At 64.0% G+C, this 13,387-nt stretch carries 11 protein-coding genes; 3 read left to right on the forward strand and 8 right to left on the reverse strand.

The features are described 5' to 3' along the window. Nucleotide 1: 1 nt before the first annotated feature. The 6 genes from aroK to pilM form a co-directional block, all read right to left on the reverse strand. Nucleotides 2–544, reverse strand: coding sequence for a shikimate kinase AroK (gene aroK, locus KZO25_RS07415; protein ID WP_066450858.1), 543 nt, complete (start codon nucleotides 542–544; stop codon nucleotides 2–4). Then, nucleotides 544–2,673, reverse strand: coding sequence for a type IV pilus secretin PilQ (pilQ, locus tag KZO25_RS07420; RefSeq protein WP_223136468.1), 2,130 nt, complete (start codon nucleotides 2,671–2,673; stop codon nucleotides 544–546). The genes aroK and pilQ overlap by 1 nt, the downstream gene beginning before the upstream one ends. A 63-nt stretch (nucleotides 2,674–2,736) precedes the next feature. Further along, the gene (locus KZO25_RS07425) at nucleotides 2,737–3,270 is read right to left on the reverse strand and encodes a pilus assembly protein PilP (protein WP_066450862.1); all 534 of its coding nucleotides are present in this window, start codon (nucleotides 3,268–3,270) and stop codon (nucleotides 2,737–2,739) included. Beyond that, nucleotides 3,267–3,890, reverse strand: coding sequence for a type 4a pilus biogenesis protein PilO (locus KZO25_RS07430; protein WP_223136469.1), 624 nt, complete (start codon nucleotides 3,888–3,890; stop codon nucleotides 3,267–3,269). Before KZO25_RS07430 ends, KZO25_RS07425 begins: the two co-directional genes overlap by 4 nt. Continuing rightward, a complete protein-coding gene (locus KZO25_RS07435) occupies nucleotides 3,887–4,453 on the reverse strand; it encodes a PilN domain-containing protein (RefSeq protein WP_223136470.1) in 567 nt (188 codons plus the stop codon). The genes KZO25_RS07430 and KZO25_RS07435 overlap by 4 nt, the downstream gene beginning before the upstream one ends. Next, the gene (pilM, locus tag KZO25_RS07440; RefSeq protein WP_223136553.1) at nucleotides 4,450–5,511 is read right to left on the reverse strand and encodes a type IV pilus assembly protein PilM; all 1,062 of its coding nucleotides are present in this window, start codon (nucleotides 5,509–5,511) and stop codon (nucleotides 4,450–4,452) included. Before pilM ends, KZO25_RS07435 begins: the two co-directional genes overlap by 4 nt. A gap of 266 nt (nucleotides 5,512–5,777) precedes the next feature. Here pilM and KZO25_RS07445 point away from each other — a divergent pair, with 266 nt between their 5' ends. Both KZO25_RS07445 and KZO25_RS07450 read left to right on the forward strand, forming a co-directional pair. Beyond that, on the forward strand, nucleotides 5,778–8,306 hold the full coding sequence (locus KZO25_RS07445) for a penicillin-binding protein 1A (protein WP_223136471.1): 2,529 nt from the start codon (nucleotides 5,778–5,780) through the stop codon (nucleotides 8,304–8,306). Nucleotides 8,307–8,414: 108 nt separating this feature from the next. Continuing rightward, the gene (locus KZO25_RS07450) at nucleotides 8,415–9,167 is read left to right on the forward strand and encodes a YdiY family protein (protein ID WP_223136472.1); all 753 of its coding nucleotides are present in this window, start codon (nucleotides 8,415–8,417) and stop codon (nucleotides 9,165–9,167) included. Nucleotides 9,168–9,251: 84 nt separating this feature from the next. Here KZO25_RS07450 and KZO25_RS07455 read toward each other — a convergent pair whose 3' ends face one another. Beyond that, nucleotides 9,252–10,523: a malic enzyme-like NAD(P)-binding protein gene (locus tag KZO25_RS07455; RefSeq protein WP_223136473.1), complete on the reverse strand. Its 1,272-nt coding sequence runs from the start codon at nucleotides 10,521–10,523 to the stop codon at nucleotides 9,252–9,254. A gap of 252 nt (nucleotides 10,524–10,775) precedes the next feature. After that, nucleotides 10,776–10,991, reverse strand: coding sequence for a 50S ribosomal protein L31 (gene rpmE, locus KZO25_RS07460; RefSeq protein WP_043514107.1), 216 nt, complete (start codon nucleotides 10,989–10,991; stop codon nucleotides 10,776–10,778). 20 nt (nucleotides 10,992–11,011) lie between these two features. Between rpmE and KZO25_RS07465 the strand changes: the two genes are divergently transcribed. Continuing rightward, entirely contained in the window at nucleotides 11,012–13,378 is a 2,367-nt protein-coding gene (locus KZO25_RS07465; protein WP_223136474.1) for a primosomal protein N', read from the forward strand. Nucleotides 13,379–13,387: the final 9 nt, after the last annotated feature.

The raw sequence follows: 13,387 nt of genomic DNA on the forward strand, positions 1-13,387 counted from the left end.
ATCAGGCCTTGGCTTGAAGGGGATCGACCAGCCGCTGGATGCGACGCACGATCTCGTTGACCACGGCGCGAGGGCTGCGCCGGTCGGTACGTACCACGACATCGGCGGTAGCGCGGTAGAGCGGGTCTCTCAACTCGAACATCTCGCGCAGCGTCGCTTCCCGGTCGGGACGCTGCAGCAGGGGACGATTGCGATCCTTGGCCACTCGCTTGAGCTGCTGCTCGACGGTGGTAAACAAGTAGACCACGGTACCCCGTTCACGCAACCGGCGACGATTATCCTCGCGCAGCACGGCGCCACCGCCCGTCGCGATAACCACGGACTCGAGCTGAGTCAGCTCATCGATCATATGCGCTTCACGCTGGCGAAAGCCGGCCTCGCCCTCGACGTCGAAGATCCAGGGGATATCGGCGCCGCACCGAGCCTGTATCTCGTGGTCGCTGTCATAGAACTCACGTGACAGCTCGGCCGCCAGAAGGCGGCCGATGGTACTCTTGCCGGCCCCCATGGGGCCGACCAGTATGAGATTGGGCAAGTCCTGCATCAGCGAATGGCCAGGCCGTCTTCGAGTATTCGTGGAGTAATGAAAACCAGCAGCTCGACTTTCTGGCTGCTCTCCTCATTATAACGGAAAAGCCTTCCCAGCACAGGCAGGTCACCGAAGAAGGGCGTCCTCGCCAGCCGGCTCAACTGCTCGGTGGTCAAGATGCCGCCCAACACCACGGTTTCACCGTTATCGACCAGTACCTGGGTCTCGATGCTGCTGGTATCGATAGGCGGCTCCTGCCCAGCTGCCACGTCACGGAAGCTGTCATTGGTCACCACCAGGTCCATGATGATGCGGTTGTCCGGGGTTATCTGCGGTGTTACCTCAAGGGAGAGTACGGCCTCCTTGAATTCGATCTGCGGCACGTTGTCACTGATGGTCTGGAAGGCACGCTCCTCCCCTTGACGGATAACGGCCGTGCGCTGATTGGCCGTGATGATGCGGGGCTGGGAGATCGTCTGGCTCCTGCTCTCGGTCTCCAGCGCGCGAAGCTCCAGGTCAAGCAGGATGTCTCCGGACAGGTAGCCAAAGCCGAAGCTGGTCATGGGGTTGGCCCCACCCAGGTCGACGGCGAGCCCACCACGCTGGAACCGACTGCCACTCGGGTCGTCGAACCCTCCGGTAAAGGCGCCGCGACTGTCGCGCTGCCCGCCCAGCCCATCGCCGGTCCCGGAAATCATGCTCCCCGAGGAGGCACCCTCCAGATTCAGGCGGCTGCTGCCCCGGGACGATGCCCCCCAGTTGACGCCCAACTCCTGAGTTACACCATCGCGGGCGATCACGATGCGCGCCTCGATCTGCACCTGACGCACCGCCACGTCTAGCCGGTCGAGGGTGCGTAGAATCTCCTGCACCTGGTCGGCCGTGTCCTGAATCAGCAGCATGTTGGTACGCTGGTCCACCGCGACCCGACCACGCTCGGTGAGCAGGCCGAAGCCGTCGCCACCGCGTAGCAGCTGGGCCAGATCCTCGGCCCGGGCGTACTTGACCTCCACATACTCCGAGACCAGCGGCGCCAGCGTCTCCACCTGCGCCCTGGCCTCGATCTCCTGGCGCTCGATATTGGCAAGCTCGCTGGCAGGGGCCACGACGATGACATTGCCTTCCTGGCGACTGGCCAGGCCATGGCTCTTGAGCACCAGATCGAGGGCCTGATCCCAGGGCACGTCCTGAAGGTTGAGGGTGACGCGCCCGGTCACGCTATCGCTGGCGACGAGATTGAGGCCGGTGAAATCGGCGATGACCGCCAGCACCGAGCGGACCTCGATATCCTGGAAATTGAGCGTAATACGCTCGCCGGTATAGGGGAATTGCTGGCGCACTCGCTGGTCGCGCTCGGCCTGGGTAACCGGCTGCGCTTCGATGGTCAGCTGCCGGCCACTCTGGGTGGAGAGCATGGCGAATTCACCGCTGCCTTCGATATCGAAGGTCACGCCATCACGACTGGTCCGCGGGGTAATGCGGCGCAGCGGCGTATTGAAATCGGTGACGTCGAGCACCTGGTCGTGGGAAGCGGGAAGCTCCACGTCGCGCATTTCGGCAACGATACGGTTGCTACCCTCTTCGCGCACCCGCGCATCGACGCCAGCGCGGTCGAAGGTGACGATCAGTCGACCCGCGCCGCCTTCGCCGCGGCGAAAGTCGATGTCTTCGATGGTCGGCCTGCCGCTGACGGGTGCGGGTGCCGGCGCGGGTGCCTCCTGGCGAGCCGCCGGCTGCTGCGCGACCGCTGTCGTCGGCGCGGCGGCACTACCGCCGATGGAGAGCCTGAGCCGATCACCCTGCTGCGTGGTGTCATAGGGCAGCGGCCCCTCCAGATTGAAGACCAGCCGTGTCCGCGAGCCGGCCTCAAGGGCGGTGACCTGCTCGACGCCCCCGATCCCCAGTTCCATCCTGCGCTGATCGAGCTGGTTGGCAGTATCGACCAGGTCAATGGTCAATCGCGCAGGGTCGTCCAGCCGATAGCCACGCACCTCCGGCACCCCATGACTGAAGGTGAGATCCACCTGGAGCTCCCCGCTCTCGCCCTGCCGAAAATCCAGGTCGGTCAATGTCGTCGTCGCCAGCGCCGCCGAGGACACTGCCAGCAGGCAGAGCCCTGCCAATGCGCGAATCATCTGTTTCATGGTTCCCCTTCCCCCCGCCTGAGACCACGCCCCTGCTGGGGCGCGGCGATGCAGCCTTCTAGTCTAGTCATTATCCAGCGCGATACGCGTGTTGCGCTCTACCCAACCGCCACCGCCCGTTGGCACCAGCTCCACCAGCTGCACCGAAGACCCTGTGATACTGACGATCCTGCCGTGATCGCGCCCCATATGACGCCCGATCTGCAGGCGATGCACTTCACCGTCGGGCGCCTTGATGAGGGCGTTGGACTGCCCGCCCATGGACAGCACACCAACCAGCTCCAACTCCTCCAGCGAATAGTCTTCCAATGGCTCGCGAGGCCGGTCGGCATCCGGCGCCACCCCGTCATCCCCTTGCGGCGTTGCCTCTGGCTCCGGCAGTTGAGGCCGAAAGGGGCTGCGCCGGTCCCCCTCTGTATAAGGCGTCGGCTCGTAGCGCGGCACCTCTGGCAGCGCCAGCGGCTCCGGCATCCCGGGATTGGCTCGAATGGTTGCGAGCTCGCGGTCGAGCGACGCCAACTGCGGATCCGCACAGCCGGCAAGCGCCAGTACCAGGGCACCCCCAACCGCCAGCCAGCGGTGTCGTCTCACGCTCATGGCGACGCCTCCTGGGCCGTTGGAAGATAGCTGTAGGTCCGCGCCAGCATTGATAGCCTCAAGCGATCGCTCCCCTCAACCGGCACCAAGGTAAAGTCATGCTGTGTCACGATACGCGGCAGCGAGGCAATGCCTGCCAGGAAGGCAGCGATATGGTGGTATTGGCCTTCCACCTGGATATCGAAAGGCCGCTCGATATAAAAATCACGCTCCACGGTGCCGCGCAGGCGGATGAAATCTATCGACAGCTGATTGTCGATGGCTATCTCGCTGATGCTGTCGATCAGCGACGGAATCTCGGCCCCCGAAGGCAACATGGCCATGAGTCGATCCATGCGGGACTCGAGTACCGTCATCTGTTCGAGCATGTCCGGCAGCCTGGCTGCCTGGGCGGCACGGTTGCGATAGTCGCGCAACAGCTGGCGCTCCTCGGCCTCCATCTGCTGCAGCTCCTGCGCCTTGGGGCTGGCGAGATACCAATGCATACCGGCAAAAGTCAGGCCGAATATCAGCACGCAACAGATCAATTGCAGTAACCACGGCCAGGTGCCCGCCTCCTTGATGTCCAGCTCTCGCCAGTCGAGTTCACGCAAGCGACGCAGTTCAGCCTGTAGACTCATGGCGCCTCCTCATCCGAGCCCGATGGCTGGCCCACCAGCTGGTTCACGCTGAGACTGAAGCGTCGCCTGGCGCCGCCATCGGCTTCGACTTCGGACAGCACCGGCTCGGAAAGCGATGGTGCAGCGGACAACCCTCGCAGTTGATCCGACACTTGATGATTGCTTTCCGCGCGCCCGGAGAGCCTCAGGCGGCTCTCCTGTCGACTCAACTCGGTATAATGCACGCCGTCGACCAGACTGGTGGCCAGGTCGCGAATGACCTCTACCGTCTGGGAGCGGCCCCGCTGCAGCTCACTGAAGACCTCGATCTGGCCGATCATGCGCTCACGAATGGCTTCGTACTCACTGATCGAACGAATGTCCCCCTCCAGGCGCTGCATCTCCTCTCGAATATGCGCATTGCGCTTCTCCTGAGCCGACAGCGCTTCCTGGTAGTGGTAGGTCATGCCGAACCCACCCGTCATGCCCAGTACCGCCACTAACGCCATGGCGACATAGAAGCGGCGGCTGCGACGCTCTCGCTGCCGCTCTCGCCAGGGGAGCAGGTTGATCTCGATCGTCATGACACCGACCTCATTGCCAGACCACATGCCGTCAGCATGGCGGGCGCATCACTGGCCAGGGTCTGGACATCGATACGCGTATTGATCCGCATGCGCAGGAAGGGATTGGCGATCACGACCTCCATTCCACTCTCCTGTGCCAGCCGCTCCGCCAAGCCGGGGATCACGCTGGACCCACCGGCCAATACCATGCGCCGGACTTCGTGCTTACGGCCGGCGGTATAGTAGAGCTGCAGCGAGCGGCCAACCTGCTGGACCAGGGTATCCAGGAAGGGAGCCAGCACGCTGGTCTTGTAATCCTCGGGCAGGCCGCCACGTTTCTTGGCCAGCCCAGCCTCTTCCAGGGTCAAGCCATAGCGGACGCGGATCTCCTCGGTGAGCTGCCGCCCGCCGAATACGGTGTCCCGACTGTAGGTGATGCGCCCCTCACGCACGACGTGAAAGGCGTTCATGGTGGCCCCGATATCAACCAACGCCACGCAATCGTCTCCCGCGCCGACAGACGGCAGCTGATGGCGCAGCTCCGTGAAGGCGCGCTCCATGGCAAAAGTCTCGACATCAACCGCCGCCGGCGTCAGCCCCGCCTGAACCAGGGCGTCGGTCAACTGGTTGACATCCTGCTGGCGGCAGGCGACCAACAGGATGTCCTGCTGGTCTCCATAGCGAGCGTTCAGGCCCAGCCGCTGGAAGTCAAAGGCCACTTCACTGAACGGAAACGGAATGTGCTTGTCTGACTCAAGTTGAATGCGTGCCTCAATCTCATCGTCATTGAGAGAAGCTGGCATCGTCAGTGTCTTGGTAATCGCGGCGCTGGCCGGAACGGCGGCTACGGCGAGCTTGGAGGAGGGTTTCGCACTCTCCACGGCACGACGCAAGGCATCGGCCACCTCGCCCATGTCACGAATGCGTCTTTCCACCACGGCCCCTTCCCGCAAGGGTCTGACGGCATAGCTGTCAATCTGGTGATGGGAGCCCGCCCGCTTGAGTTCGATCAGCTTGACCGTCGCCGAGGTGATATCGACGCCGATCAACCCCTTGCCAGAGGCTCTGAGTCGTATCAATTCATATACCTGCGTAATCAGTCGCGGTATCCCGCTTGTTATCGGTGCGCCTTAGATCGTCTAAACGACAAGGCTCAGATTGATAATACCTTGTACTGTAGGATCGAGGTTACATGATATTGGCCCTTATCACACAAAGTTGGACTTCTGACACCTCAACGCTGGTGGCCGACGGCCTGGATTCATATAATGATTATCGCCAGTGAAGGCCCGTTCCATCATCGCCCTTTCCTTCCTGCCCTCATCACGGAAACCGCCTTTTCATGAAGTGGATCAAGACCCTGATTTTTTCGGCCTTCTGGCTGCTGATAGCGCTGTCGACCACGGCCCTGCTCAGCGTGGCCGGCGCAGCTCTCTACTTCACACCCGGCCTGCCCGACGTGCGCCAGCTCCAGGATTTCGAGCTGCACACCCCCCTGCGCATCTTCACCCGCGACGGCAAGCTGATCGGCGAATATGGTGAGGAGCGCCGCATGGCGGTGGACTTCGACGAGATTCCACAGGACTTCATCCAGGCGCTGCTTGCCGCCGAGGATGCCTCCTTCTTCGAACACCGCGGCGTCGATCCTCGCGGCCTGGCGCGGGCTACGCTGGAGCTTGCCTCCAGCGGTGGCGAGATCCAGACCGGGGGCTCCACCATCACCATGCAGGTGGCACGGAATTACCTGCTGACCCTGGACCGGACCTTCACCCGCAAGATTCGCGAGATCCTGCTGGCGCTGCAGATGGAGCGGATCCTGACCAAGGAAGAAATCCTCGAGCTCTACGTCAACAAGATCTTCCTCGGCAATCGCGCCTACGGCATTGCGGCAGCGGCAGAGGTCTATTACGACAAGCCCCTCGAGGAGCTCAGCCTGGCTCAGAAGGCGATGATTGCCGGCCTGCCCAAGGCACCCTCCGCCTTCAACCCGCTGGCCAATCCGGAGCGTTCGCTGATCCGGCGCAACTGGATCCTCTACCGGATGCGCCAGCTCGGCAATATCGACCAGGCCAGCTATGAAGCCGCCGTGCAGGAGCCCATCACCGCCCGCCGTCATGTGGCCCAGGTCGAGGTAGACGCCGACTATGTCGCCGAAATGGCGCGACAGTACGCCATCGAGCGCTTCGGCGAGGAGGCCTATACCGGCGGCTATCGCATTCACACCACGCTTGACAGCGAGCTCCAGCCATTTGCCCGCAACGCACTGGCCAACGGGCTTATCGCCTACGATACCCGCCACGGCTGGCGCGGCCCGGAAGAGACCGACATCCCGGGCAGCCTTGCCGAGGCCCAGGCGCGCACCGAACGTCGCGGCCTGGAGGAGGAGCTGTCCGAATCCCCCGAGATACTGGAGACGGCCCGTCAGGCGGCAGAGCGCAGCCAGACCGAAGTCGAGGGTGTCGATGGCGATGTCAGCAACTGGCTGAGGGTGCTGGAACGCACCCCCGGGTTCGGCCCGCTGCAACCCGCCATCGTCGTTGCCAGCGAAGGGCGCGAGATGCAGGTCATGACCCGCGGCGGCGAACTGCGCACCGTGGAGTGGGACGGCCTTAGCTGGGCTCGCGCCTACCGCAACCCGCGCGCGCGCGGCCCCGAGCCGAGCACCGCCTCCGAGATTGCAAACACCGGTGACCTGGTTCGCCTCCTGGAGCGGGAGGACGGCAGCCTCCGACTCTCTCAGCGCCCCGACGCGGAAGGCTCGATCGTGGTGCTTGAGCCCGACACCGGTGCCATCCTCGCCCTGCAGGGCGGCTTCAGCTTCAATGCCAGCAAGTTCAATCGGGCGGTGCAGGCCCAGCGGCAGTCGGGCTCGATCTTCAAGCCGTTCGTCTTCCTGGCGGCCCTCGATACCGGCCTGATGACCGCCTCGAGCGTGGTCAACGATGCCCCGGTGGTGCTGCAGGATGGCAGCAACGAGATCTGGCGCCCGGTAAATGCCAGCGGTGACTTCCTCGGCCCGACACGGCTGCGCGTCGCCCTGGCACGTTCACGCAACCTGGTGACCATTCGGATACTGCAGACACTGGGGCTGGACGCCACCATCAACTACCTGGAAGGCTTCGGCTTCGCCTCGAGCCGGCTCCCTCGCGGACTGTCACTGGCGCTGGGCAGCGCCGACCTGACCCCGCTGGAGATGACCAACGCCTATGCCGTGCTGGCCAACGGCGGCTATCAGGTCTCGCCCTGGTTCATCGATCGCGTCACTCGCATCAGCGACGACAACCTGATCGAAGAGGCAAGCCCGATGATTGCCTGCCGGGAGTGTCGCGAGGACCAGACCGAAGTGGAGATAGACGGCAGGCGTTACCAGGTTGCCAACCGGGTAGCCGACCCCACCGCGGTCTATATCCTTACCGACATGCTGCGTGACGTGATCGAGTCCGGCACCGGCCGCGCCGCCCTCAGCCTGAACCGCAACGACGTGGTCGGCAAGACCGGTACGACCAACAACCAGCGCGACGGCTGGTTCGCCGGCTACAACCGCGACCTGGTGGCCACCGTATGGATCGGCAAGGACAATAACGAAACGATCGCCGAGTACGGGGGTAACGCCGCCCTGCCGATCTGGATCGAGTTCATGGAACACGCTCTCGATGGGCGCCCCGAAGCCAGGCCAGAAAGACCCTCGGGCCTGGTGCAGGCAAGGGTCGACGGCCAGACCGGCCGCCGACTTGCCGATGGCCAGTCTGGCGGCATCAACGAAATCTTTCACCCCGACTACCTGCCGGACATGGAACCGCGCCGAATCGAGCAGGAAGTCGAGCAGAGCAGTGGCTCCCAGGGCAGTGGGAGCTACGAAGCGATCTTCTGACACGGTCGCTTCGTCGGGCGGCAAGGACGCCGCCCTTTCCGTCTTGCCGACCGCGTCTGTCGCACGTCTGTGCGGCCCAGTCTTACGGAAAAGCAGGAACGCCTTGTTATGCCACACCCTATCGCCCCCTGCCGGCTCGCCCTCCTCTTTCTGGTAGTTCCCGGTATCGCCCAGGCGAGCGGCCTGTTTTATGCCCCACCGCCTCCGGATGAAGAAGCCCCCACCTTCGGCGGCGAAGCCGAGCTTGGCTACACCCACCTCTCCGGCAATACCGACAGCCAGACACTGATCGGCAAGAGCCGTCTCTCCTGGCTGACCGGCAACTGGACCCACACCCTGCGTGGCGAAGTGCGAAACGTGACACGTGATGGCGATACCAGCGCGGAGCAATACCTGCTGTCGGGACGGGAGCGCTATGATTTTGACGGCCCCCACTATGCCTTTGGCTTTGCCCGCTGGGAAAAGGATCGTTTCAGTGGCTACGACCAGCAGTCCACCCTCATCGGCGGCTACGGACGAGATATCCTCGATGGCGAACGCCACCGCCTGTCCCTCGAAGCCGGACCAGGGTACCGCCATGACCGTATCGATGAAGAAGAGAACCGAGGACTCGGCGTCATCTACAGCGCCCTTGACTACCACTGGACGCTCTCTCGATTCGCCAGCCTGCGCCAGGAAATGTCGGTGGAGTCCACCGACGAGAACACCACTTCACGCTCGCTCTCGTCGCTCACCGCCCGCCTCAATTCTCGTCTCTCTCTGAGGCTCTCGCATGAGGTCAAGCACAATTCCAGCCCTCCCGAGACGGCCGTGGCAGACACCGACAATACCACCAACGTCACGCTGCTCTACACCTGGTAGTCGCTACACTTCAACGCACTGCGCCGGCCCCAAGGGGCCGGCGCAGTGACAGGGACAAGAGACGACAAGAGGCAAGCAGGCGCATCAACTGCCGTAGACGTCATCCACGGTCTTGAGCGGGTAGTGCGCCGGATAGGGCCGGCGTGCCACGCCGGAGTCCACTGCCGCCTGGGCCACTGCCGAGGTGATCCGCTCCAGCAGGCGAACGTCCACCGGGGTGGGTATGATGTACTCGGGGCCGAATGTCATGTGGTCGAGCTCATAGGCATCGAGCACCGCCTGGGGCACCGGCTCACGAGCAAGATCCTTCAGCGCATGCACCGCCGCCACTTTCATCTCCTCGTTGATGCGCGTGGCTCGCACGTCCAGCGCGCCGCGGAAGATGAAGGGAAAGCCCAACACGTTGTTCACCTGATTGGGATAGTCCGAACGACCGGTGGCCATGATCACGTCCGGGCGGGTCTCGCGGGCCAGTTCGGGATTGATCTCGGGGTCGGGATTGGTGCAGGCGAAGACGATGGGGTTGGGTGCCATCTTGCGAATATGGTCGGCCGTCATCAGGTTGGGACCCGATAACCCGATAAAGACATCGGCACCGTCGATGGCATCATCCAGGGTGCGCTTGTCGGTTTCCACCGCGAACATCGCCTTGTAGGGATTGAGCCCCTCGCGACCCGCATGGATGACGCCACGGCGATCGAGCATCACCAGATTCTCGGAGCGGGCGCCACAGGAAATCAGCAGTTTCATGCAGGCGATGGCTGCCGCACCGGCGCCCAGGCAAACGATCCTGGCATCCTCGAGCCGCTTGCCGGCGATATCGAGCGCGTTGAGCATGCCCGCCGCAGTGACGATGGCGGTACCGTGCTGATCATCGTGGAACACCGGGATACTGCACTGCTCGATCAGCGCCTGCTCGATCTCGAAACACTCGGGCGCCTTGATATCCTCAAGATTGATGCCGCCCCATGTGTCTGCAATACGCGCCACGGTGTCGATGAAGGCCTGTGGACTCTCGGCATTGACCTCGATATCCACCGAATTGATACCGGCAAAACACTTGAACAGGACCCCCTTGCCCTCCATGACCGGCTTGCTTGCCAGCGGCCCAAGGTTACCCAGCCCAAGAATGGCACTTCCGTCGGAAATCACCGCGACCAGATTACCCTTGCCGGTGTAGCGATAGGCGTTCTCCGGGTCACGGGCGATTTCACGGACCGGCTCGGCGACACCGGGGCTGTAGGCGAGGGAGAGATCACGAGCCGTCGCGGTAGGCTTGGTCAGCTCCACCGAGAGTTTTCCGGGAATGGGCTTGGCGTGATAGTCCAGCGCGGCCTGCTTCTTGGCGTCTGTCATGCTGTGATCCGGTATCCGTGTAACGTGAACATGGAAAAACAGAATATAGAAAAACCTTCCATTTCTCAATGACCGGCGCGTTCGCGCATTTTCATCACCTGATCATGACCATTCGCAGCTATTTGCTGTAACTTATGCTCAGGATGCCAGTCATAAGCCATTACTTATCGCTGCAGTCCCCAGCGTACTGACAAAAAGAAACCCGCCACCTGGGCGGGTTTCCTCTCGGCCGCAGCCGCAGGCACGGACGCATCAGCCGCGCTTGATGGCGGCACCGAAGCGCTTGTTGAAGCGCTCGACGCGGCCACCGGTGGTGGCCTGCTTCTGCTTGCCGGTATAGAAGGGGTGGCACTGAGAGCAGACGTCCAGTGACAGGTCATGGCCGACCGTGGAGCCGACCTCGAAGGTCGCGCCGCAGGAGCAAGTGGCAGTGACCATCTTGTAATCGGGGTGGATACCTTGTTTCATCTTGAGCCTCATGGAGCGGTATGCCGCCACCTGATCCATTGCCAGGCACCGCATACGGGTTGTCTGTCGTCTCTAACCGGTTGCCGCCGGGTGCGCCAGGCGCCACGACGGCGGAGCATTCTAGCAGAACCGAGGCCGGAGGCCAATTGCTCGACTCATCTTGCAGCATCCCCCGCGTCCTGCGCGTGGCTATCCCCACGCCGCTGCGACGACTGTTCGACTACCGTCCCAGCCAGACGCCACCGCCCGGCGGCTGGCAACCCGGCATTCGCGTTCGGGTGACGTTCGGCCGGCGACAGATGGTGGGCGTGGTGGAGAGCTGTCACCAGGACAGTGATCTGCCACTGGCCAAGCTGAAGGCCGTAGAGGAGTGGCTGGACGCGACACCGCTGCCGGCCGACTGGCTGTGGCTTTGCCGCTTCACTGCCCGCTACTATCAGCACTCGCTGGGCGACACCCTGCATCAGGCAATGCCGGTGCTGCTGCGCCAAGGGCGCCCCCTGGCGGGCCGGGTACGCGAGCAGTGGCAGGCCACTGACATAAGCCGGCACAAGGACGACGAACGCCTCAAGCGCGCCCCTCGGCAGGCCGAACTGCTGGCAATGCTGTGCCAGCACCCTCACGGACTGCCGACCCAGGCAATCCTGGCCCAATCCTTTACCCGCGAACAGCTGCTGGCGCTGGTGGAAAAGGGGCTGATCCAGCGCCACGAGACCCCGGTGGCGGCCTCCCCCCAGCCAGCCAGCAGCCACCTGCTGGCGGAACCGTCCCTACCGCTGAAACAGGAACAGGCGGCAGCCCTGGCGGCAATCCACGAGCGGCTGGACCACTTCCACCCCTGCCTGTTGCACGGAGTCACCGGCAGCGGCAAGACTGAGGTCTACCTTCAGTTGATTGAAGCCGTGGTGAACCGCGGCCGACAGGCACTGCTGCTGGTGCCCGAGATCGGCCTCACCCCCCAGACCCTGGCCCGTTTTCGTCAGCGCTTTCAGGTACCGGTGGTGGCGCTGCATTCGGGGCTGACCGATAACGAGCGCCTGGATGCCTGGGAAGCCGCCGCCAGCGGCCGGGCGCCCATTGTCATCGGCACCCGCTCGGCCATCTTCACGCCGCTGTCCCGCCCGGGCGTGATCATCGTCGACGAGGAGCACGACGGCTCGTTCAAGCAGCAGGAGGGGCTGCGCTACCACGCCCGCGACCTGGCCGTGGCCCGCGCCCACCACCATGGCATCCCGCTGGTACTGGGCACTGCCACCCCGTCACTGGAGAGCCTGCACCATGCCCGCAGCGGCGCCTATCGCCACCTGCGGCTGACACAGCGCGCCAGCCGTCACGCCCCGGCCCGGCTAGAGCTGGTCGACCTGCGCGGCCGCCCCCGCCAGGGCGGCCTGATCCCCCCCGTGCTGGAGGCGATTCAGGGCACCCTAGATGCCGGCCATCAGGTGCTGGTGTTCATCAATCGACGGGGATTCGCCCCCACCCTGGCCTGCCACGCCTGCGGCTGGCTGGCCGACTGTGACCATTGCGATGCCCGCATGACCCTGCATCGCCAGCCCCCCGTACTGGCCTGCCATCACTGCGACAAGCGACGCCCGATACCCGGGATCTGTCCGGCCTGCGGCAGCGGCGATCTTCGCCCTCTCGGCAGCGGCACCGAGCGCACCGAAGAGACCCTCGCCGCTCTCTTTCCACGGGTTCCAGTGCATCGCATCGACCGCGACAGTACCCGACGCCGCGACGCCTTCGAGGCGATCCTGAGCGAGGTGAAGCGCGGCGAGCCCTGCCTGCTGGTGGGCACTCAGATGCTCGCCAAGGGACATCACCTGCCCCATGTGACCCTGGTGGTGGTCGTTAATGCTGACGCCGGCCTCTACGCCAGCGACTTTCGCGCCCTGGAGCACAGCGCCCAGCTGCTGATCCAGGTCGCTGGCCGTGCCGGCCGCTCCTCCCATCCTGGACGAGTGCTGGTGCAGACGCTGCACGACGATGACCCGCACCTGCGCCTGCTGGCGGAGACCGGCTATGATGCCCTTGCCGAACAGCTGCTGGCCGAGCGCCACGCAGCCGGCCTCCCCCCCTTCCGCTTCCTCGCCCTGCTGCGGCTGGAGAGCCCGCGGGAAGAGGCGGCCAACGCCCTGGCCTCCGCTGCCTCGGCGGCTCTGCGCGAGTGGCTGCAGGCACGCGGGCCGGGCGTGGACTGCCTGGGACCGGTGCCTGCACCCATGGAGCGGCGCCAGAATCGCTACCACCTGCAGCTGATGCTGGCCAGCAACAAGCGCAGCCAGCTCCATGAGGCCTGCGCCCAGCTCACTGCCTGGCTGGAAGCGGCGCCCGAGGCACGCAAGGCACGCTGGTCACTGGATATCGACCCTCAGACGCTATCCTAGGAGCCTGTC

The organism is Halomonas sp. ANAO-440, assembly GCF_019915905.1.
GTDB lineage: Bacteria > Pseudomonadota > Gammaproteobacteria > Pseudomonadales > Halomonadaceae > Halomonas > Halomonas chromatireducens.